This is a genomic window from Undibacterium sp. FT79W, assembly GCF_014284215.1.
Lineage (GTDB): Bacteria > Pseudomonadota > Gammaproteobacteria > Burkholderiales > Burkholderiaceae_D > Undibacterium > Undibacterium aquatile.
On the sequence record NZ_JACOGB010000001.1, the window covers coordinates 81967 to 101294 of the forward strand.

The window sequence follows — 19328 nt, forward strand, 5'->3', positions numbered from 1 at the left end:
GGTGCCTGAGCACCTTTTTTTGTATAAGTCCCGCGTTTTTTAGCGATTAAACGGCGAGCGTTTCCCGTTTAATCGGTCCGTGATCATTGCCGCTTTTCCTGCAACCGTATTGCCGTCACACAAATACTCGGTGTATAAAACGTGGTGCTGCTTGTTAGCGCCAGCATTTGAAATTCTGTCCCACTCTTTACGTCGAGATGCTGACCAGGTGCCGTCGCTGCGACCAAATGCGTACAGCTTTTTTTCATAGCTTTCACAACGTATCGCTTCATAACTGACGTTTTTTGCACCATTGCTGCTGGTCGCGACCAAGGTGTAACGAACTGAATTATCTTTTTCAACAGAGACCGATTGCTTATCAATCGCGAAAATTTGTGTGCCGCTGTTATAAAAGGTCAGCAGATTTTCCGGTTTTGGCGCGGCAGGTAATTGCAATGCACTTTCCTGCCATCCCTTATCTACGTCATCGTCTTCCTGATCTGCTGCCTGTGCCAGCGGCAGGTGCAATCCGGCCGCAATCAGCAGCAGTCCGAACAAGCCTTTGGCATAGCGGTGTTGATTGTCATGTGCCATAAATTATTTCGATTCTTCCTGTTCAGGTTTGTCCGGATTCATCAATTTTTCCGTGACCTTCGGCGTTTGTCGTTGCGAGCGTTGGCGCTGGGCTCCGGGGTGATCGCTTCTGTGCAGATAACGGGATAACTCCTGTAATGCCAGTTGATAAACACCTCGTTTAAATTCAATCACCACGTCCAGCGGCACCCAGTATTCATGCCAGCGCCACGCATCGAATTCAGGGTGGTTGCTGGCACGCAGGTTGATATCGCAATCGCGACCAACCATGCGTAGCAAAAACCAGATCTGTTTTTGCCCACGGTAATGCCCACGAATTTCACGTTTGATAAAATGATCTGGCACCTCATAACGGAGCCAGTCACGGGTGCGGCCGATAATTTTGACATGTTCCCGCAACAAACCTGTTTCTTCTTCCAGCTCACGAAACATTGCCTGCTCAGGAGATTCGCCATATTTAATGCCGCCTTGCGGGAATTGCCATGAGTGCTCGCGCACGCGCTTTCCCCACCAGACTTGATTGTTGGCGTTAAGCAAAATTATGCCAACGTTAGGGCGGAAGCCTTCACGATCTAGCATGTCTAACCTCAAAACTTTCTGTGGCTAAACGGCTTGTCCCTGCAATTGAAAGCGTCGGTTACGTCAAAAAGCGAGCCCATTTAGTTCCGGGCAGCAGCCAGTCTGGCGAACAAAACGCGGTTTCCTTCATCAAATATGCAAAGAGTGGGCGCATTAGCCAGCTAATCCTTTAAAATTGAGTTGATTATAACCTTCCATTTAAAAAGAATCACTGTCATGCGAGCTACCCGATTTTTTATTTCTACACTTAAAGAAGCCCCTGCCGATGCCGAGATCGTCAGCCACAAACTGATGATGCGTGCCGGCATGATTAAACGTCTGGGATCCGGCATTTACAACTACATGCCTATGGGCTTGCGCGTGATTCGTAAAGTCGAAAATATCGTCCGCGAAGAGATGAATCGCGCCGGTGCGATTGAAATGCTGATGCCAGTTGTGCAGCCTGCGGAACTCTGGCAGGAAACCGGTCGCTGGGACAAAATGGGCCCGGAACTGATGCGCGTGAAAGACCGTCATGGTCGCGATTACATCATTCAGCCAACCTCGGAAGAAGCGATTACCGATGTCGTGCGTTCGGACATCCGTTCATATCGTCAGTTGCCAGTTAACTTCTATCACATTCAGACCAAATTCCGTGATGAACGCCGTCCGCGTTTCGGTCTGATGCGTGGTCGTGAATTTACGATGAAAGATGCGTATTCTTTTGATCGCGACGTTGATGGTCTGAAGAAGTCGTACCAGATCATGTTTGACGCTTACACCCGGATTTTCCAGCGCTTTGGCCTGCAATTCCGCGCGGTTGCAGCGGACAACGGCGCGATTGGCGGCTCTGGCTCGCATGAGTTCCATGTGATTGCAGAAACCGGTGAAGATGCGCTGGTGTATTGCCCGACATCGGATTACGCGGCCAATATGGAAGCCGCAGAAGCGGTGGCATTGTCGGCAACGCGTCCTGCCGCGAGCGCAGCACTGACCAAAACAGCGACGCCTGGCAAAGCCAAGTGCGAGGACGTTGCCGCATTCTTAAATATTCCTTTGCAAAGCACGGTCAAATCGATCGTGCTCGCGGTAGATGATGAAGAAAAAGGCGAGGCTGGCAAACAAATCTGGCTGTTGCTGCTGCGCGGCGATCACGAGTTGAATGAAGTCAAGGCCAACAAAATACCGGGTCTGGCAAATTACCGTTTCGCCACCGAAGCGGAAATCGTCGAATGGTTCGGCACAATGCCAGGCTACCTCGGTCCTATCAATACTAAAAAACCGGTACACGTCGTCGCTGATCGTACGGTGGCGAATATGGCTGACTTTGTTTGCGGCGCGAATGAAGCGGATTTCCATTTCACCGGGGCGAACTGGGGACGTGATCTGCCAGAGCCGCTGGTGCTGGATATCCGCAACGTGGTTGATGGCGATCCTTCGCCTGATGGTAAAGGCGTGCTGGCAATACAGCGCGGCATTGAAGTTGGCCATGTATTCCAGCTTGGCACGCGCTATTCGCAAGACATGAAGGCCACATTCCTCGATGAAAACGGTAAACCACAATTGCTGCAAATGGGGTGTTACGGTATCGGTGTGACCCGTATTCTCGGCGCGGCAATTGAGCAGAATTTCGACGAAAAAGGCATTATCTGGCCAACCGCGATTGCACCGTTTGAAGTCGTGATCTGCCCTATGGGTATGGATCGCAGCGAGGCGGTCAAAGCAGAAACCGAAAAACTGTACACGGCGATGCTGGACGCTGGCATTGACGTGATTCTGGATGATCGCGGTGAACGCCCTGGTGCGATGTTTGCCGACTGGGAGTTGATCGGTGTACCGCATCGCGTGGTGATCGGCGACCGTGGTCTGAAAGAAGGTAAGCTCGAATACGTCGGCCGCCGCGATACTGAAGCGACCAATGTTCCGGTTGCTGAGATGCTGGCTTTTGTTCAGAGCAAGCTGGTCGCGGCTTAAAGCGGCTAAATATACTGGGGGGAGTATCTTCAAACTACCTTTTGTTTATTCAGACAATTGGCATGAAATGACAGATACTCCCCTTAAATCTTAATTTTTGAGAAGTTGAAAGCGATTTTGCTGTTGCCCCGATGGATGATCTTGCTGTTCAGTTTATGGACCGCATTGCTGTATGCCTTGCCGGCACATGCCGGTAATCAGAAAGAAGAAGCCATGGCGGATTCGGTTCGCCTCGCCTTGTCAAAAGCGATTTCTGACCCGCGTCCGCCCAAACCCAGCTTCAATACGATAGAAGAACGCATCAGCTATCTGCACTGGCTGGGTGAAATGTCGTCGCGCCTGAAAAAGCGGATACCCGACTATCAGACGCGCATCGAGTTGCTCGAAACGATATGGTATGAATCCAAACGCGCAGGGCTGGATCCTGCGATGGTGATGGGTTTGATGCAGGTCGAATCGGCATTCCGCAAATACGCCACCTCGGTGGTCGGTGCGCGCGGTTATATGCAGGTGATGCCATTCTGGTCGCGCAGCATAGGCGATGGCGATGCGACCAAGTTATTTCACATGCAAACCAATCTGCGCTATGGTTGCTCTATCCTGCGGCTGTATATGGATATGGAAAAGGGCGATTTATATCTGGCGCTGGGGCGCTATAACGGCAGCCGTGGCAAGCCGGAATATCCGAATGCCGTACTGGCAAACTGGAAGAACTGGGAATTTAAGAAGTAAGCAGATATTTTCAGGTTTGAAAATAAAACCAGAAAACAAAAATGCCCGCGCGATGCGGGCATTTTTGTTTGGGATGGGACATTTTCTTCCCATAAAGTTTCCCAACGCAACTGCGGTTGCTATTCCTGAAGAATCAGGACAGGTGACCGGAAATGAGTTTTGTCATTTCAAACATGGAGACTTGCGCTTTACCACCGAAAACGGCTTTCAGCTTGTCATCTGCATTGATATTGCGTTTGTTTTCTGGTGCTTGCAGGTTATGCTTTTTGATGTATTCCCATACTTTTTTCGTCACTTCAGTACGTGGAATCGGTGCGGCACCGATCACTGCTGCCAGCGTTGGGGAAATCGTCATTGGCTTCATGAACGCTGCGTTTGGCTTGCGTTCTGCTGCCGGTTTAGCTGCTGCCTTTTTTGGTGCTGCGGCTGGTTTCGCTGCTGGTTTTTTTGCTGCTGTTGCCATAAATAGCCTCCTTCACAATTTTGTGGACGGAGCTTTGATCGTTTTGAAAAGCTCCTGCATTGCGTCACTTCACGCATCGCCCATAGTGGTGCGGTTTCCACGGTGATGCAAGTCTTTTTTGTGCGTTTTTTAAGAAAAAATGCAGGAAATGCTGCTTCGTTGGATTTCTATCCAAAAAAAAGCCGTATCAGCAGGGTTTTACCTCTGATACGGCCATTTTTTGTAACATCAGCTTACGTCTGAAAATCAGCGTTTTCCTGGCATCATTCCCTTCATTCCGCGCAGCATTTTCATCATGCCGCCACCGCGCAATTTTTTCATCATGGACTGCATTTGCTCGAATTGCGCCAGCATACGGTTAACTTCTTGAATCTGCACACCGGCACCGGTGGCAATGCGGCGTTTGCGTGAGGCTTTAATCAGCTCTGGTTTCGCGCGCTCGAGTGGCGTCATGGAATTGATAATCCCTTCCATGCGGCGCACGGATTTTTCTGCCTGATCCATATTCGCACCGGCGGCGGCCTGCTGCATTTGCGCTGGCAGTTTATCCATCAGTCCGGATAGTCCGCCCATGTTCTTCATTTGCGAAATTTGCATTTTGAAGTCGTTCATGTCGAACTTGCCGCCATCTTTGATTTTGTGCGCCAGATTCTGCGCAGCGGCGACGTCCATGCCCTTTTGCGCCGATTCCACCAACGCCATGATGTCGCCCATGCCTAGCACACGGCTGGCCATGCGGGTCGCATCAAAGGCTTCCAGTCCATCGAGTTTTTCTGCGACACCGACAAACTTAATCGGTTTGCCAGTCACGTAACGTACCGACAAAGCTGCACCACCGCGCGAATCACCGTCGAGCTTGGTCAGCACCACGCCAGTCAGCGGCAACGCATCGTTAAACGCTTTGGCGGTATTGACGGCATCCTGCCCCAGCATGGCGTCAACGACGAATAAAGTTTCGATAGGCTTGACTGCGGCGTGTACAGCGGCGATTTCCTGCATCATCGCTTCATCAATACCAAGACGACCAGCGGTATCGATGATCAACACATCGTGGTAATGTTTTTTGGCGTAATCCAACGCGGCCAGGGCGATATCGACCGGCTTCTGATCTGGTGTCGATGGGAAAAAATCGGCACCGACTTGCCCGGTCACCGTTTGCAACTGGCCGATCGCGGCCGGACGATAAACGTCGGCTGAAACGGTCAGCACTTTTTTCTTTTTCTGTTCGCGCAGATATTTGGCGAGCTTACCGACAGTGGTAGTTTTACCTGCACCCTGCAAACCCGCCATCAGAATAATCGCTGGTGGCTGGCAGGCAAAGCTGAGTTGCGAGGCTTCTTCGCCGAGATCGGCCCCCATCAATACGGCGAGTTCTTTCTGAACGATGCCGACCAATGCCTGGCCGGGAGTCAGTGAAGAGATAACTTCTTCGCCCATCGCTTTTTCTTTAACGCGGGCGATCAGTTCGCGTACTGCAGGCAAGGCAACGTCCGCTTCTAACAATGCCATGCGCACTTCGCGCAGCATATCGGCTGTGTTGGATTCGGTCAGTCTGGCTTCGCCGCGCATAGTCTTAACGACTTTGGCGAGGCGCTGGGTAAGGTTATCAAGCATAGCGAACGAGTAGAATTTCTTGAGTAAAAAGCAAATTGAGCGCAGTTGCCAGCCTGGCGCTTAACTGCCAGAGGCAAAACAATCCGCCATTTTACCTGATCACCGCAGTGGCTCTGCGAATTCATAGAAAAGCTTGTGGTTGAAATGCAGATGTTCCGTAAAATCAGAATGTTTACATGAACAATTCTGTAAAATCAGAAGAGATTCATTTCTGTTGGGGTTATTTCTTTGCTGACACAGATAAGCGTCACCGGTTTTTGCTTACATTTTTCCTGGGAATAAAATCTGCTTTGGCCTGATAATTATATTTCTTTATGGTAATTATTTTGTTGTCTTTGCTGCGAAATTGTAAAAAACCTAAGTCCATTGAAAAGCTGGAAATCAAATCAAATGAAAAAAAATCTATCGCGCCGTTTGTTTGTTGTCGGTTTGCTCGCCGTCGGCACGTTCTTCTCCAGCTTGCATGCAAACGCAGAGGATGGCGTGACGGATTCCACTATCTTGTTGGGGCAGACAATAGGTGTGACCGGGCAAATTGCTGGTCCTGTTAAAGAAATGATGGCAGGTGCTGCCGCCTATTTTGCCTACGTTAATAAAAGCGGTGGAGTACATGGCCGCAAAATTGAAGTAAAGACGCTGGATGATAAATTTGATCCGGCGCTGGCACTGAGTAATGCCGATGCGCTGATCAGGAAAGAGCACGTGTTTGCGTTGTTCCAGAGTCGTGGTACACCGCATACACAGGCGATTCTGCCTTTGCTGGCAGAACATAAAATTCCATTGATTGCCCCTTCAACTGGCGCGGTGACGTTTCATACGCCGGTCAATCATTACGTGTTTAATGTCCGTGCCAAATATCAGGATGAAGTGAAAAAGGCCGTCGAGCAATTTGCCACTATCGGCCTGAAAGATATTGTTTTGGTCCACGTTGACGACAGTTTTGGGAAAGATGGACTGGAAGGGTTCCAAAGCGCGATGCAGCAATTCAAGCTGAAACCGGTCTCTATCATTTCTTACGACAGAGCCAAACCGGATATTAAAGCGGTCGCTGCAAGCGTCGTTCAAAGCGCGGGCAAGGCCTTGATTCTGGTGACGTCTGGCACGACAACAGCGGAGTTGATCAATGCCATACGTGATGCCGGCAGTGCGATACAGATCATGGCGGTATCGAATAATTCATCGCAGTCTTTTATTGATTCGCTGGGTAAACATGCGACTGGCATTATGGTGTCGCAGATCGTACCTGCACCGCATCTGTTGTCCAGCCAGCTGGGGCAAGAGTTTCGGCAAGTTACGAAAGAGCATCATGTAACTGAATCGTATGCCGCGATGGAAGGATTTGTCTCTGCCAAAGTGATGGTAGAAGGTTTGCGCCGTGCCGGTAAAAACCCCACAAGAGAGGGGCTGATCCGGGCACTGGAATCAATTAAACGCTTTGACCTCGGCGGGCTGACACTGACGTATTCAGAGAAAGACCACACGGGCAGTGAATTTGTGGAGCTGACCATGATTGGACGTGACAAGCGTTTCTTACGCTGATTTTTTTAATGATCCATCAGGATTTTTCGTCCTGTATGTGATTGAGTTTTTATATTTTTTGTTATGAGTTATGGAGCGCTGACGTCATAACCTGTTATTTTTTTCGGAGACTATTATGCGCAAAAAAAAATTGAATCATCTGATTGCCGGGCTCAGTCTGAGCTTGGTAGCCCTCTTCGCCAGTGCTATCGCTGCGGCTGAAGATGGTGTGACGGATTCGACGATATTGTTGGGACAAACCGTCGGTGTTACCGGCCCGATTGCCGGAGCTGTCAAAGAAATGCAGGCCGGTGCAAATGCCTACTTCGCTTATGTGAATAAAAACGGTGGTGTGAATGGCCGGAAAATTGAACTCATCACTCTGGATGATAAATTTGATGCGACCCAAGCCTATAAAAATGCGGAAACGCTGATTAAAAAAGACCACGTGTTTGCATTGTTCCAAAGCCGTGGCACACCGACGTCTGAGATTTTATTTCCGCTGTTGAATGAACATAAAATTCCGCTGGTTGCTCCGAGTACTGGCGCGGTAGTGATGCATCAGCCTTTGCATCGTTACGTATTCAACGTGCGGGCGAAATATCAGGATGAGGTCAGAAAAGCGGTCGAGCAGTTTTCTACGATAGGTCTGAAAGAAGTCGGCATCATTCATATTGACGACAGTTTCGGACATGATGCCTTGGAAGGTTTTCTGGCGGCAGAAAACAGCTTTAAGCTGAAACCGGCAGCAACGATTAAGTTTGACCGTTTAAAACCTGATGTGGCTGCGGTGGTTCATGCGGTAAAGGCGTCGAATGCAAAAGCCCTGATTATTGTCGGTGCTGCTCCCGTTACTGCGGATATCATTAAATCCTTACGTGCTGGCGGTAATACGGCGCAGATCATGACTTTATCTAATAACGCGACACAAGGATTTATTGACAGTCTTGGCCCGCACGCAGTGGGCATTATGGTGTCACAAGTGATGCCCGCACCGAATCTGGCGACGCAACTGGGTCAGGAATTCAAGCAGGTGACGAAGGGGACTACGGTACCAGAGTCTTATTCCGCGATGGAAGGCTTCGTGTCTGCGAAAGTGCTGGTCGAAGGCTTGAAGAAAAGCGGTCGCGGTCTGACGCGTGATGGCTTTGTGCGGGCGCTGGAATCGATGCATAAAAATGATATCGGCGGCATTTTGTTGACCTATGGTGAGAAAGATCATAGTGGCAGTGAATTCGTTGAATTGACGATTATCAATCGCGACAAGAAATTTTTACGCTGATCCTTTGGGAATCTGCCTTCGTTTCTGTTTAGTCCCAGACGGGCTGGAAAGCGAAGGTATAAGTGATGCAACGCCGAATACAATGCTGGAGTCTCAGAAGATTCCGGCATTTTTTTCTGAATATTCAGACTGTTTGCGGCAAATTATTTACGGAGGTCTAATGGAATCAATTATTTACGTGAGTTGTGTTACTGGCACGATCTGTGCTGATAGATCCGTGTTGACATCAACGTTATCGAAAAAATCATAAGGAGATAGTATGTTGAAGAAAGTATTGACGATAGCCGCCGTGATTCCTCTGGCATTGGCTGGCAGTGCTCAGGCACAGGAAGTTGTCCGTCTCGGTAACCTCAAATTCGCCCATTATGGTGCGGTATCCTACATCAAAGAAATCGCACCGAAATGCGGTCTGAAAGTAGAAGAGCGCGTTTTTTCCAAAGGCCTCGATGCGATGCAGGCAGTGATCGCCGGAGAGCTGGATGTCGGCGCAGTCTCTTCTGAAGCGGCGATTTCTGGTCGCGCCAGCGGCACACCAATTTATGTGGTGGCCGGTTTTGCTAAAGGTGGTGCGCGCCTTGTCGCTCGTGCTGATCTCAGCGTTAAAACGGTCAAGGATCTGAAAGGCAAAAAAGTGGGTGTCACGCGCGGTGGCATTCAGGATATTTTGCTGGCCGCCGAGTTGTCGCAGAATGGGCTGACGTATTCCGATCAGCCTGGTAAAGATGTGCAGATTATTTACCTCGGTTTTCCTGATCTGAATCAGGCTTTGCTGGGTAAAAATATCGATGCGATGATGCAGTCTGAACCTTACTCTTCACAGTCGATTGGTAAAGGCTTCGGTAAAGAGGTCATCAAGCCTTACGATACTCCGCTGGGTGAACCAGTACGTGCGATGGTGATGACTGAGAAGTTTTACAAAGAGCGTCGCCCTGTCGCTGAAAAATTCATGCGTTGTTTCGTTGAAGCGACAAAAGCCTTCATCGACAACAGAGATCTGGCTGAAAAATATGTGCGCGAAAGTATGTTCAAAGGTCAGGTCAGCCACGAAGACTTTGTGAATGCGATAGGAAATTCACCTTACTCTTACGATATGTCTGTGGAGCATATTCAGGTCACGACGGATCTGATGCAAAAATACGGCATCGGCAAAATGAGCAAGCCGCCAGTGGCAAAAGAATGGGTCAAAACAGATTTGCTTGAGCAAGCGAAGAAAAGTCTGAACATTAAATAAGTACCGGTAAGCCCTGGTACTCCCGGCACAGCATCAGCCTGCAACATTCAGAACAGAAGCAAGTCTCTTGCTATTCCCTGACACTGCTTCTGTTTCTCTTTTCTAAGGATAACAAATGAAATTCAAATGGCGTGAAATTGGCGCGGGTCTGATTGTGCCCGCCATCCTCATCGCGATCTGGCAAATCGTCACCAGCAATGGCTGGGTCAATCCGCAAGTATTACCTTCACCGGTAGCCGTGGTGAAAAAATGGATAGAGTACGCATTGCCGCTGGAAGCGTACGACCCGGTGACCATGAGCCGTTTGTCATGGGCATTTTCCGGCGAACTGGTTCGTGACACCATCGGTAGTATGTATCGTGTGCTGGTTGGTTTTGTGGTCGGTGCCGGGCTTGCATTGCCGCTGGGGCTGGCGATGGGATCAAGCCAGCGCGTCTATGCCTGGATGAATCCATTGATGCAGGTGTTGCGTCCGATTCCGCCGATTGCGTATATTCCTTTGTCTATCCTCTGGTTCGGACTCGGTAATCCGCCGGCAATTTTCCTGATCGCGATTGGCGCGTTTTTCCCAGTATTGATGAATACGATTGCCGGTGTGCGTCATGTTGACGGGATCTACATCCGCGCGGCCCGCAATCTCGGTGCCAGCCAGAGCACAATGTTTGTACGGGTTATGCTGCCTGCGGCTGTGCCGTATATTTTATCGGGGGTGCGTATCGGTATCGGTACCGCTTTCATTGTCGTGATCGTTTCTGAAATGATTGCGGTGAATAACGGTCTGGGTTTCCGGATTCTCGAAGCGCGTGAGTATTTCTGGTCGGACAAAATTATCGCCGGCATGATCAGTATCGGTATGCTGGGTCTGGCAATTGATCTGGCGATGAATAAATTAAATAACTATTTACTGCGCTGGCACCGTGGATTGGAGAACTGAGATGAATCCCACACATATCAAAGTGAATGCGGTCAATAAAATCTTCAAGACTGCAGACAAAGAAGTCGTCGCCCTGCGCGACATTAATCTGGAAATTCCTGAAGGGCAGTTTGTTTGTCTGCTTGGCCCTTCCGGTTGCGGTAAATCGACCTTGCTGAATGCGATTGCCGGTTTTTCTTTGCCGTCGTCCGGCAGCATTATTGCGAATGGAAAAACCGTGACTGAACCAGGCCCGGATCGCGGCATGGTGTTTCAGGAATATGCTTTATTTCCCTGGATGACCGTTGAGCAAAATATCGCTTTCGGACTGGAAATTAAAGGTATGGGAAAAGCCGATATCGCCTCACGCGTCAGCAAATTACTCGAGATGCTGGGTCTGGCCGATTTCAAACAGCGCTTTCCTAAAGATTTGTCCGGTGGTATGCGTCAGCGTGTCGCGATTGCCCGTGTACTGGCGCTGGATTCACCGATCATGTTGATGGATGAGCCGTTTGGTGCGTTGGATGCACTGACCCGCCGTAATCTGCAGGATGAGTTGCTGCGTCTCTGGGCGGAGCTGAAAAAGACCATTATTTTTGTGACGCACAGTATCGAAGAAGCGATTTATCTGGCCGACCGGATTATCGTCATGACCTATCGTCCGGGCACCGTGAAGAAAGATATTCTGATCGACCTGCCACGTTTGCGTGACCCGTCTGCGGCTGAATTCAACGCCTTGAAACGTGAACTCGGACAGCTCGTCATGGAAGAGCAGCAACGTCATCATAATGATGAACTGAAAATGGCTGCCGTCGATTAAACATGCCCGTCATGCCATCACTGCGATGGCAAAAGCAGGTTCTTGAATAACATATGAACTCTCATCAGCGCATCATTACTATGTGTCTCAGTGCGGCATGTAGTGTGGCGCTGATTTTTTTTGCTTATTTATTTTTCGCACAAAAAGAAAAAAGTGAAATCCGTCTGGCCGGGGACAGGCAACTGCAAATCATTGCATTGGATCTGGAGTCTGTGCTCGAGCGCTACGAGACTTTGCCGTACTCGATTTCGTATCTGCCGTTAGCCGCGCAGGTACTCGCGAATCCTGCTGACAAAGCGCTGGTGCAGCAATTAAATCTGACGCTGCAGGACATGCAGCAGCAGGCAAAAATTGCCGCGATTTATCTGATGGATGCGCAAGGTCTGACGATCGCTGCCAGCAATTGGAACAGTGCGCAAAGTTACATAGGAAAAAATTTCAGCTTCCGCCCCTACTTTCAGGATGCGATGGCGAAGAGTGGTTCGGCAGGCCACTTTTATGCGGTTGGTAACACCACCAGTATTCCAGGCTATTTTATTTCCCAACCGGTTTATGCGTCGGCTGCGCAACGCGGGCATAGTGCGCCTGTCGGTGTGATTACGGTCAAGATCAGTCTGGATGAATTTCAGAAATCCTGGCGCAGCAATAATGAACCTATTGCACTGACTGATCGCAATGGTGTGATATTTTTAAGTAACCGCAACGAATGGCGCTATCGCAGTCTGCGTTTGCTGGATAAAGATGTTTTAAATGATATTCAGGCGACCTTGCAATATTCCGGTAAGCCGGTTACGGCCATCACTAGCCTGCCCAAAAAAGATCAGGCTGGCTTTGGTGATTATCTGACGCGTCCGATTGGTCGTCTTGGCTGGCAACTGATGTTGTTTCCTGATGAAAGCAAGGTGGTGCAGGCAGGTGTGCAGGCGGCGGTGATTTCCATGTTGTTGCTGGTGCTCGCAGCGACCGTTGCCGGTGTTTATTATCAGCGCCAGCGCCGCATTGAGGAACGACAAGCGGCGGCAATTGCTTTACAGCGCGCAGCTGATGAACTCGAATTAAAAATTGCGCAGCGCACCGGTGATTTAATGCTTGCGAATACGCAGCTCGAAGAGCAGTTCCATAAATTGCAGACGACAGAACAAGTGCTGCGTTCGACGCAGAATGAAATGGTGCAGACAGGTAAGCTGGCGATGCTGGGGCAAATGGCGGCAGGAATCACCCACGAACTGAATCAACCGCTGACCGCCATCCGCGCATTTGCCGACAACGCGGCGACTTATCTGCAGCGCGGCAAAACCGATGAGGCGGTAGCGAACTTGCAGCATATCAGCGACGCCAGCGCACGTATGGGTTCCATCATCGCTCAGCTCAAAGGATTTGCCAGAAAGAGCAGCGGGCAACTGGGCGCGGTCGATGTGTGTTCCGCCGTGCACGCGTCCATCGCGATGTTGCAGAGCGATATTGAGCGGCTCAAGGTGGAGGTACAACTGGCGATGCCAGAGAAGGTACTGGTGCTGGGCGATAATGTGCGGATAGAACAGGTCTTGATCAACCTGCTCAGAAATGCGCTGGACGCGGTGGAAACAGCAGCGTTAAAAAAAATTGAGGTACTGCTGGAATTAACAGATGAGCACATCAGCCTGCAGATTATCGACAGCGGCGCGGGTTTGCCAGAAGATGTGATTAGCCATTTGTTTGAACCGTTTTTCACCACCAAGCCCAGCGGTAAAGGCTTGGGACTGGGGTTGGCGATTTCGTCTTCTATTGTGCAGGCGATGAATGGCAGCCTGCATGCGGGCAATCATATTCATGGCGGAGCCCAGTTCGTGATCCGATTGCCCGTTTTGCCAGAATAACTTTGCCAGAATAATACTGGGGGTAGTATATTTTTTTGTCCTTTGTTTTCCTTGAGGTTAGACCGAAAAAGTTAAAATGAGGGGGGAGTATCTGATTTTCCTGGCATTCGCAGCCAGAATAATCAGCGCTATTGAGAGGAATAAATTGTGTCAGCTTTGTCGGTTGTATTAATTGAAGATGAACAAGCCGTACGTCTGGCAACCACGCAGACGTTGGAACTGGGTGGCTTTACCGTCGCTGCTTTTGCCAGCGCAGAAGCGGCGCAGGCGCAATTGTCCGCAGGCTTTAGCGGGATCGTGGTGACGGATGTGCGCTTAACGGGAAAATCCGGGCTGGATTTACTGGCCGAGTTGGTCGCTGCGGATAAAGATTTACCGGTGATCGTGATTACCGGACATGGCGACGTCAGTATGGCGGTAGAGGCGATGCGCGCCGGTGCGTACGATTTCATAGAAAAGCCGTTCTCGGCCGAGCGCTTGCTCAATACCTGTTTGCGCGCGCAGGAAAAACGCCGTCTGGTGCTGGAAAATCAGCAACTGAAACAAACGCTGGCGAATCGTCCGGCGATGCCTGAGCTGATCGGGCAGTCCGCGGCAATCGAAAAAATCCGCCATTTCATCCGCAATATCGGACCGACGCCAGCCGACGTGCTGATTCACGGTGCGACCGGCACCGGTAAAGAAGTGGTGGCGCGCCAGTTGCATCTGGCGAGTGGCCGGGCGGGCGTATTTGTCGCGATCAATTGCGGCGCACTGCCTGAATCCGTATTTGAAAGCGAAATTTTCGGACATGAGGCGGGCGCTTTTACCGGTGCGCAAAAACGTCGTATCGGCAAGCTTGAATACGCTAACGGTGGTACGGTATTTCTCGATGAAATCGAAAGCATGCCATTGGCGATGCAAGTCAAGCTGTTACGCGTGTTGCAGGAGCGCCGACTGGAACGACTGGGCGGCAACAATCTGATCGAACTCGATTGCCGGATTATCGCCGCAACCAAAACCGATTTGCTGGCGCTGAGCGCAGAAAATAAATTCCGCGAAGATCTGTATTTCCGCCTGGCGATCGTGCATGTGTATCTGCCGCGCCTGAATGACAGACGCGAAGATATTCCCCTGTTACTGGCGCATTTTTTACAAGGTGCAGCACAGCGTTTTCAACGCCCGCTGCCGGAATGGAGTGCGGCCGAAATGCAGCTCTGGCAGCAACGCGACTGGGTCGGTAATGTGCGTGAATTACGCAATTTTGCAGACAAGCTGGTGCTCGGTGTCGCTGATATGCAGAGTCAGAACGAGAGTGAATATGTGAACGAAAACGCGACTGATAAACAGCCGCTGCCGGATGCGAACAGTCTGCCGAAAAAACTCGAGGCTATCGAAGCATCGCTGATCGCACAGGCGCTGCGTACGCATCAGTCGAATGTTGCGCTGGCAGCTGACAGTCTCGGTATTCCTAAAAAAACCCTGTACGACAAACTTAAAAAATATCAGCTGAATTAAGTGAGTGCGCTGATAACAAAACCGGGCGCGCTTAGTATTTAGCTGAGTTGCTGATACAGGCTGGTGACTTTATCCATCTGTTCCAGAATGCGATCACTGCTGGTGGCAACATTGATGGCAGACTGATGCCGCGTTTTAGCATCATCCGCTTGTTGCAGGGCAAGGTCGAAAAATAGCCATTGCTGCTGCGCCAGTTCAAGCTCATCTTTAATTTTTGCGGTGTTGACTGGCGCGTTCTTCAGCGCGTTCTGGGCCGCGACGAATTCTCTGCGCGCGCTGTCGAGCAGAGTGCTGGCGTCGGCTGGCGCGACATTCCATTGCCGACCTAAATAAAGCTTGGCCATTTTCTGCGACAACATCCTTTGCCGACCGGCGAGGTTGACCCATTTACCGCTGCTGTTTCCGGCAAGTTTTTCCAGCTGCAGTGTGCTGTCATCGGCCAGTTGCATCAGCTTGTCGCTCGATACGAGGATGCTTTTGCCATCGGTCTTGTTGGGTGCTTTTCCCACCAATAATTGTTTGTAATCGAGCCAGATTTTTTCGGCTTCGCTCAGGCGTGATTTGATGTCGGGATTCGGCGCGAAGGTCCGTAATTCCACCAGCTGGCGATCAAATACGGATAAGGACTGATCCAGAATTTTTCTGGCGTGTTCGGCATCGATGTCCATGCCTAACTGCAAATAGGCTTTCGCCAGCCGCTGTGCCAGCATGCGCTGTCGTCCGGCTTTATTGATCGCATCACTGATGTTATTCACTTGTGCCGACGCCGGCAATATCAGTCCGCTGCTGAGGACCAGGCTGGTGAAGATGAAGGTTCTGCGTTTCATGATTGCTCTCCCGAATGACCCTGAGGATGCTAAGGGGTGGGGGAGTGCGCGTCTATTCGTCATTGGAACTAGACGCGGCAAGGCAAATGCCGGATGCGGGGCGGCTTCCGGCTTATCAAGATACTCCGGGGAGTATCTGAGCAGGCCTTTTATTGATGCCGACAATAAGGCTTTTTACGAAAAAAGAGGGGGGAGTATCTGGTAATGGGAAGCCGGACACGTAGGCTGAGATGCAGCATGTCCGGCATCAGGGGAAGGCGCTGACGAGCTAACGCGTGTTAGCCCGCGTGGCGGCAGGTTTTACCACATCAGTGGCAATGCGACGAAACTACAGAGCATGATCCAGACGATGCCACCGAAAGAGAAAATTTTGTAGCCCATGACTTGCGCATCAACGGTATCTTCTAATTTCAAAATCGCATACAGGCCATGATACAGCACGCTGGCCGCCAATAGCAGACCCATAATCACGCAGGCGATCACCAGCCAGAGATCGGCGGATAACAAGCCCAGGCTGGATAACCACATCGGCACCGCAGTAATGCTGGCCAGCAGAAAACTATCCTGAAAGTCCATGGTCACCTGATGATCTTTCGCCAGCTTGCGAATCAGCCAGCCCATCAGCGGTACGGTCATTAATTCCATGACCAGAAAAACGGCAGCCACATCAAGCCAGCGCAGGTAAGGCGCATCAACCCAGTATAAGGCGGCATGATGACTGCCCGCATACAGTAATGCGAGCGGTGGTATCAATGAGCATGGCAACACCAGCAACAGAAAACTACGGATCACAGAAGGGTGAATCTTACTCACCGTATCCCAGCCGCCATGAAATGAAAATGGCATTTTTCCCAGATTCAGCAGATTCATAATGTCTCGTCCTTATCCTTATTGTGCTTTGATGGATATCGGTGTCAGTCTGGCTGCTCACCAATCAGTGAACTCGTGCAGCGGGCATCCGCCAGGGGAATTACTGATGCACAGAATTTATACCAATGTATGAAATAAGCAGAGAAAGTCAAGGAAACGATAGGCTGTGCTGTATGAAGAATCAGTCTTTGTGGGTCATCGTCGGCAATCATGCGCAACAAAAAAAAAGCCACGCTGACCGCGTGGCTTTTGGTGAGAAGCAAGGCGAATTATTCTGCGCCCATTTCCTTGATCAGTTTGTCTGCTTTATCGACATGTTTCATTTGCCATAACATGTAGCGCAGATCGACCTGAATCGAACGTGTATTTGCTTTGTTGTAATCCCAGTCAGAGATGATGGAGTCGAGTGTGCCATCAAAGGCCAGGCCGATGAATTCACCTTTTGCATTCAGCGCAGCAGAGCCGGAATTGCCACCAGTGATATCAAGTGTTGCCAGATAGGCGAGAGGCACTGCTTTCAACTTAGGATCAACATATTTTCCGAAGTCTTTGGCTTTGATTGCGGCCAGCTGAGCAGCAGGCGCATTGAATTCACCCTGGCCTGTGGCTTTTGGCGGAATACCGTTGACTGTGGTGAATGCAGACCATGCCAGACCATCGGCTGTGCCGTGATCGCGTCCAGCCACTTTACCGAATGTCACGCGCAATGTGCTGTTCGCATCAGGGTAAACCGCTTGTCCTTTGCTCTTCATGAAGGCGATTTTTGCTTTCATGTAGTTGGCATAGGCTTGTTGGATTTTACCTGCCAGTTCTTCGTCTTCCGCTTCGTGTTTCAGACCGCCTTCATACATTGCTACCGCTGCTTTGATGAAGCTGTCGTTGCTGGATTTAAAGTCTTCAGGTTTAGCGCTCAGCCAGGCTGCACGTGTCGCTTTATCACCCAGTTTGCTGCTGGCATACAAGTTATCCAGCAAGGCTTTCAGGTCAGCTTCGTTCATGCCGTCTTTGATGCCAATTGCCGCATCGAAGTTAGCGCTGCGCTGATCTTTTGGCAGTGCAGCGTATTGGCTCAGACTGTTCAGTACCAGCGCTTTATCGACCTTCTCTACATAGTTGCGCTCAACTGCTTCTACACCTGCTTTAAAGCGTGGCAGGTCGCGGACCTGAAAGCCAGCTTTGCGCTCAGCATCCGGTTTCGTCGTTTCATTTGCCAGACGATACAGACTGCGGGCAGTGCTCAGCAGACGCGGATACGAACGGTCGAGGAAAAATTCACGTTTGCCTTGCGCATCGCGCTGAGCGATCAGTTTTTCTACATCCGCAATATCGCTGGCAAATTCTTTTGCGCGGGCCGGATTGCTATTGATCCATGCTTTCAACTCTTCATGCTCTTTGGTTTTACGGGCAAGAAAATCGCTGCCAGCATAACTGTCCAGCATGCCCTGACGGTTTTTGTAGTAATTGTTGATACCGGCAACCTGGCTGGCATATTTCAGCTTGGCGTCAGGATCATTGGCGGTTTCTTTAGCGATGATCGCGAGTGACTCACCGGAAGCTTTGACGAATGCAGGATAGCTCCAGTCAAATGTGTACGCGACTTCAGATGGCAGACGGTGACGGTTAGTGCGGCCAGGGTAGCCCAGTACCATGACGAAATCGCCTTCAGACAAGCCGTCTTTTGCCAGTTTCAGGTAATGTTTAGGAACGTAAGGAACGTTATCCTTGCTGTAGTCAGCGGCTTTGCCATCTTTGCTGACATAGGCGCGGTAGAAACCATAGTCGCCGGTGTGACGTGGCCACATCCAGTTATCCGTATCACCACCGAATTTGCCGACACCTTCGGCAGGTGCGTGTACCAGACGGACGTCGCGGATTTCCATCTGTTTGATCATGTAAAACTCAAGACCGCCATAGTATGGATAGACGTTGCAACGGTGACCGGCATCTTTTTCGCATTCGGCAACCAAGGCTTTGGAGTTTTTTTCTATTGCGTCAACGCGCTTTTTGCCTTCCAGTTTCGCAACATCTTTGCTGATAATTTTGTCCGAAACATTGGTCACTTCTTTGGTGACAAAAATACGTGAGCCGGGTGCTGCCGGTAATTCTTCTGTCAGCGTATTTGCCAGGAAACCATTCGCCAGCAGATTGCGCTCAGGCTTGGAGTTGTACGCCACGCTGCCATAAACGCAATGATGGTTGGTTGCAACCAGACCTTGTGGTGAAACAAAAGAAGCCGAACAACCACCGAGACTGACGATGGCGCCCATAGGGAATTCTGTCAGTTTGGTTAAGCTTGCCGGATCCAGTTTTAAACCGGCGGCTTTCAGCTCTTTAGCTACTTGTGGCAGCTGTTGTGGCATCCACATGCCTTCGTCGGCATAGGCGACTGAGGCTGTGCTCAGAACTGCCAGCGTAATGAGTGTCTTTTTCATGGTTTTATTATTGAAAAGTGAGAAAACGAAGTGAGTCTATCCCTTGGCTCAGTATATGAATACTGGACACAGCGAGTTTAGTCGCGAAAAATTCCGAAAAGTTCAAATTAACGTCTAATTTCTGCAATTAATCCTGATGCGATCGCTTGTTTCGGGATTTTTCAGACA

At 50.2% G+C, this 19328-nt stretch carries 17 protein-coding genes; 10 read left to right on the forward strand and 7 right to left on the reverse strand.

Annotation, left to right across the window (positions count from 1 at the left end; all coding sequences use genetic code 11):
• Window positions 1-39 precede the first annotated feature (39 nt).
• Both H8K38_RS00370 and H8K38_RS00375 read right to left on the reverse strand, forming a co-directional pair.
• Window positions 40-573, reverse strand: coding sequence for a CNP1-like family protein (locus H8K38_RS00370; RefSeq protein WP_186882814.1), 534 nt, complete (start codon window positions 571-573; stop codon window positions 40-42).
• Window positions 574-576: 3 nt separating this feature from the next.
• Window positions 577-1152, reverse strand: coding sequence for an RNA pyrophosphohydrolase (locus tag H8K38_RS00375; protein ID WP_186882815.1), 576 nt, complete (start codon window positions 1150-1152; stop codon window positions 577-579).
• Window positions 1153-1368: 216 nt separating this feature from the next.
• On the opposite strand from H8K38_RS00375, the gene H8K38_RS00380 reads away from it, so the two are divergent.
• Window positions 1369-3105, forward strand: coding sequence for a proline--tRNA ligase (locus tag H8K38_RS00380; protein WP_186882816.1), 1737 nt, complete (start codon window positions 1369-1371; stop codon window positions 3103-3105).
• A 135-nt stretch (window positions 3106-3240) separates the two neighbouring features.
• Window positions 3241-3837 (forward strand): lytic transglycosylase domain-containing protein, encoded by a 597-nt coding sequence (locus tag H8K38_RS00385; protein ID WP_223826977.1) that lies wholly within the window; start codon window positions 3241-3243, stop codon window positions 3835-3837.
• Window positions 3838-3970: 133 nt separating this feature from the next.
• On the opposite strand, the gene H8K38_RS00390 is transcribed toward H8K38_RS00385, so the two are convergent.
• Both H8K38_RS00390 and ffh read right to left on the reverse strand, forming a co-directional pair.
• The gene (locus H8K38_RS00390) at window positions 3971-4300 is read right to left on the reverse strand and encodes an SWIB/MDM2 domain-containing protein (RefSeq protein WP_186882817.1); all 330 of its coding nucleotides are present in this window, start codon (window positions 4298-4300) and stop codon (window positions 3971-3973) included.
• A 246-nt stretch (window positions 4301-4546) separates the two neighbouring features.
• Window positions 4547-5914 (reverse strand): signal recognition particle protein, encoded by a 1368-nt coding sequence (gene ffh, locus H8K38_RS00395; protein WP_186882818.1) that lies wholly within the window; start codon window positions 5912-5914, stop codon window positions 4547-4549.
• Between the two features lie 390 nt (window positions 5915-6304).
• On the opposite strand from ffh, the gene H8K38_RS00400 reads away from it, so the two are divergent.
• The 7 genes from H8K38_RS00400 (at window position 6305) to H8K38_RS00430 (ending at window position 15031) form a co-directional block, all read left to right on the forward strand.
• Entirely contained in the window at window positions 6305-7453 is a 1149-nt protein-coding gene (locus H8K38_RS00400) for an ABC transporter substrate-binding protein (protein WP_186882819.1), read from the forward strand.
• Window positions 7454-7568: 115 nt separating this feature from the next.
• A complete protein-coding gene (locus H8K38_RS00405; RefSeq protein ID WP_186882820.1) occupies window positions 7569-8714 on the forward strand; it encodes an ABC transporter substrate-binding protein in 1146 nt (381 codons plus the stop codon).
• Window positions 8715-8973: 259 nt separating this feature from the next.
• Window positions 8974-9945 carry an ABC transporter substrate-binding protein gene (locus tag H8K38_RS00410; protein WP_186882821.1) on the forward strand — a complete coding sequence of 324 codons (972 nt, stop codon included), beginning with the start codon at window positions 8974-8976 and terminating at the stop codon, window positions 9943-9945.
• A 115-nt stretch (window positions 9946-10060) separates the two neighbouring features.
• Window positions 10061-10879, forward strand: a complete 819-nt coding sequence (locus H8K38_RS00415; protein WP_186882822.1) for an ABC transporter permease — start codon at window positions 10061-10063, stop codon at window positions 10877-10879.
• Window position 10880: 1 nt separating this feature from the next.
• The gene (locus H8K38_RS00420) at window positions 10881-11678 is read left to right on the forward strand and encodes an ABC transporter ATP-binding protein (RefSeq protein WP_186882823.1); all 798 of its coding nucleotides are present in this window, start codon (window positions 10881-10883) and stop codon (window positions 11676-11678) included.
• Window positions 11679-11731: 53 nt separating this feature from the next.
• Window positions 11732-13534: an ATP-binding protein gene (locus tag H8K38_RS00425; protein ID WP_186882824.1), complete on the forward strand. Its 1803-nt coding sequence runs from the start codon at window positions 11732-11734 to the stop codon at window positions 13532-13534.
• A 147-nt stretch (window positions 13535-13681) separates the two neighbouring features.
• On the forward strand, window positions 13682-15031 hold the full coding sequence (locus H8K38_RS00430; protein WP_370587037.1) for a sigma-54-dependent transcriptional regulator: 1350 nt from the start codon (window positions 13682-13684) through the stop codon (window positions 15029-15031).
• Between the two features lie 38 nt (window positions 15032-15069).
• Here H8K38_RS00430 and H8K38_RS00435 read toward each other — a convergent pair whose 3' ends face one another.
• Both H8K38_RS00435 and H8K38_RS00440 read right to left on the reverse strand, forming a co-directional pair.
• Window positions 15070-15858 (reverse strand): type IV pili methyl-accepting chemotaxis transducer N-terminal domain-containing protein, encoded by a 789-nt coding sequence (locus tag H8K38_RS00435; protein WP_186882825.1) that lies wholly within the window; start codon window positions 15856-15858, stop codon window positions 15070-15072.
• A gap of 300 nt (window positions 15859-16158) precedes the next feature.
• Window positions 16159-16728, reverse strand: a complete 570-nt coding sequence (locus H8K38_RS00440) for a YIP1 family protein (RefSeq protein WP_186882826.1) — start codon at window positions 16726-16728, stop codon at window positions 16159-16161.
• A 1-nt stretch (window position 16729) separates the two neighbouring features.
• On the opposite strand from H8K38_RS00440, the gene H8K38_RS18300 reads away from it, so the two are divergent.
• Window positions 16730-16861, forward strand: a complete 132-nt coding sequence (locus H8K38_RS18300) for a hypothetical protein (RefSeq protein ID WP_255422764.1) — start codon at window positions 16730-16732, stop codon at window positions 16859-16861.
• A gap of 136 nt (window positions 16862-16997) precedes the next feature.
• Here the strand turns inward: H8K38_RS18300 and H8K38_RS00445 are convergent, their stop codons facing one another.
• Window positions 16998-19160, reverse strand: a complete 2163-nt coding sequence (locus H8K38_RS00445) for a S46 family peptidase (RefSeq protein ID WP_186882827.1) — start codon at window positions 19158-19160, stop codon at window positions 16998-17000.
• Window positions 19161-19328: the final 168 nt, after the last annotated feature.

What these genes read in the sequence shown, in the direction of transcription:
- H8K38_RS00370 (WP_186882814.1), bottom strand. Translation starts at nt 573, where the DNA reads ATGGCACATGACAATCAACACCGCTATGCCAAAGGCTTGTTCGGACTG.
- H8K38_RS00375 (WP_186882815.1), bottom strand. Translation starts at nt 1,152, where the DNA reads ATGCTAGATCGTGAAGGCTTCCGCCCTAACGTTGGCATAATTTTGCTT.
- H8K38_RS00380 (WP_186882816.1), top strand. Translation starts at nt 1,369, where the DNA reads ATGCGAGCTACCCGATTTTTTATTTCTACACTTAAAGAAGCCCCTGCC.
- H8K38_RS00385 (WP_223826977.1), top strand. Translation starts at nt 3,241, where the DNA reads ATGATCTTGCTGTTCAGTTTATGGACCGCATTGCTGTATGCCTTGCCG.
- H8K38_RS00390 (WP_186882817.1), bottom strand. Translation starts at nt 4,300, where the DNA reads ATGGCAACAGCAGCAAAAAAACCAGCAGCGAAACCAGCCGCAGCACCA.
- ffh (WP_186882818.1), bottom strand. Translation starts at nt 5,914, where the DNA reads ATGCTTGATAACCTTACCCAGCGCCTCGCCAAAGTCGTTAAGACTATG.
- H8K38_RS00400 (WP_186882819.1), top strand. Translation starts at nt 6,305, where the DNA reads ATGAAAAAAAATCTATCGCGCCGTTTGTTTGTTGTCGGTTTGCTCGCC.
- H8K38_RS00405 (WP_186882820.1), top strand. Translation starts at nt 7,569, where the DNA reads ATGCGCAAAAAAAAATTGAATCATCTGATTGCCGGGCTCAGTCTGAGC.
- H8K38_RS00410 (WP_186882821.1), top strand. Translation starts at nt 8,974, where the DNA reads ATGTTGAAGAAAGTATTGACGATAGCCGCCGTGATTCCTCTGGCATTG.
- H8K38_RS00415 (WP_186882822.1), top strand. Translation starts at nt 10,061, where the DNA reads ATGAAATTCAAATGGCGTGAAATTGGCGCGGGTCTGATTGTGCCCGCC.
- H8K38_RS00420 (WP_186882823.1), top strand. Translation starts at nt 10,881, where the DNA reads ATGAATCCCACACATATCAAAGTGAATGCGGTCAATAAAATCTTCAAG.
- H8K38_RS00425 (WP_186882824.1), top strand. Translation starts at nt 11,732, where the DNA reads ATGAACTCTCATCAGCGCATCATTACTATGTGTCTCAGTGCGGCATGT.
- H8K38_RS00435 (WP_186882825.1), bottom strand. Translation starts at nt 15,858, where the DNA reads ATGAAACGCAGAACCTTCATCTTCACCAGCCTGGTCCTCAGCAGCGGA.
- H8K38_RS00440 (WP_186882826.1), bottom strand. Translation starts at nt 16,728, where the DNA reads ATGAATCTGCTGAATCTGGGAAAAATGCCATTTTCATTTCATGGCGGC.
- H8K38_RS18300 (WP_255422764.1), top strand. Translation starts at nt 16,730, where the DNA reads ATGTCTCGTCCTTATCCTTATTGTGCTTTGATGGATATCGGTGTCAGT.
- H8K38_RS00445 (WP_186882827.1), bottom strand. Translation starts at nt 19,160, where the DNA reads ATGAAAAAGACACTCATTACGCTGGCAGTTCTGAGCACAGCCTCAGTC.